General features: G+C 65.2%; 1 protein-coding gene. It reads right to left on the bottom strand.

Annotated features, from left to right (window positions below; translation table 11 throughout):
- Positions 1-65 precede the first annotated feature (65 nt).
- Positions 66-1,481, bottom strand: coding sequence for an LCP family protein (locus WAW85_RS07295; RefSeq protein ID WP_422558963.1), 1,416 nt, complete (start codon positions 1,479-1,481; stop codon positions 66-68).
- Between the last annotated feature and the right edge of the window lie 242 nt (positions 1,482-1,723).

Here is a 1,723-nt window from a genome sequence, read left to right as displayed (position 1 = left end):
CTACTCGGTCCTGACACCGGATATGTCTATCAGCGATTCGGTCAGCGTCCTCGGAGGCGCACGGGTCAGGAACAGACGGGCTTGGCGGCGTTCTTACCGGTGGTGTCGGTGGGAGCGCCGGGGACCGCAGGCTTCGGGGTCGTGACAACCGGCAGAACGCCGGTGTAGTCAGCGCCAACGATCACGGTCATCAATTCGGAGTCGTCGGTACTGGGACGGACCGCCTTCGTCTGCAAGGCGTAGGCCAGCGTGCGGGCGGCCTCCGTATCGCCTGGGGGCACAAACAACTGGGTCTGCTGGAGATCCGAATTCGGGAACCCGCCGGACTCGACGACCTGGTAGCCAGCGCGTTGCAGATCTGCGGCGACAGCCTCTGCCCGGCCGGGAGTCTTAGTGGCATTGAGCACCCGAACCCTGATGTCGGCCGGGGCAACCGTGAGCGCCTTCTGGCCCTGCGGCACCGTCGGCGGTGGCGGCCAACCGGTGTCGTCCTTCATCGCTTCCCAGATCTGGTCAGCCTTCGCCCGGTCCCAGGAGATAGTCGCGTGGTCCTCATTCTCGGTCCACGGCACGGTCAGGAACGTGACCTTGCTGGGGGAGATGCCGCTCATACTGGTGGCGAGGTCCTGAATCTTCTCCAGGCCGCCCAGCCCTGGATCGGTCGTCAATGACGATGTCGCCCGGTCCAGTACTCGGTAGAGCCGCACCGGGTTGGTCAGGATCTGGGTACTCGTGGCCTTGCGCAGAGCGGATGCGAGGAAGTCCTGTTGCCGGCTGATCCGGCCGATGTCCGAACCGTCGCCTAGGCTGTAGCGGGCCCGAACGAAGGAGAGCGCCGGCTCGCCGGTGAGGGTGCTTTTGCCGGCGGGAAGGCTGAGGCCGCTCAGCGGATCATCAACGGGTTCGTTCACGCAGACCTCGACCCCGCCGAGCGCCTCCACTACACCTTTGAATCCGGTGAAGTCGACCAGCATGAAGTGGTCGATGTAGACACCGGTCAGAGCTTCGACGGTCTTCACCGTACAGGCCGGCCCGCCGTCGTTGAACGCCTCATTGAATCGTTCCTGCTGGGGTGCGACCGGTTGGCCGGCCGCATCTGTGCAGGCGGGAATCTGCACCTTCGAATCCCGCGGGATGCTGACCGCAAACGCGCTCTTCCGGTCCCCGGAGACGTGCAGCAGAATGGTGGTGTCCGAGCGGGCCCCTTGGATCTCCGAGGTGCTGCCGTAGTCGCCGTTGTCGGCCCCGATTCGGGTATCTGACCCCATCAACAGAATGTTCAGCGGCTCGTTCGAGTCGGTGTCGGAGGAGCGGTCGGGGCGTGGACCGAGTAACGAGGAGATGTCCTGGGTCCGGATGTTGTCGTCCAGGTTCTGATAGGCGATCGCACCCGCACCCGCAACGCCGGTCGCGAGCAGGACGAACGCGCTAGCGGTGCCCGCGATTACTCGGGGCCACCGGCGCCGCTTCGACACGCTCACGCAGATCCTCCGGTCCTATGGTCATAGCATTCTAGCCCGCTCTGAGGGCTGCGGATGCAGTCCGCCCGACTTCTGTGCACAACCTGAACTGCTGCTGAACTTCCGCCGAGGGCTGTCACAGTCCGACGCCGACGCTTCCCGGACGGTTCCGGGCGAGGTCGAAAGTAGGATCACGCGGGCAATTCGTCGGCCCGCTCGGCGCGGGCTATCGCCGACACTCGGGACGGTGCGGCGTTGACCAC

It is taken from the genome of Gordonia sp. (in: high G+C Gram-positive bacteria) (genome assembly GCF_049299075.1).
Lineage (GTDB): Bacteria > Actinomycetota > Actinomycetes > Mycobacteriales > Mycobacteriaceae > Gordonia.
The sequence above is the reverse complement of the archived record's forward strand: the minus strand, read 5'-3'. Positions and strand labels throughout refer to the sequence as shown.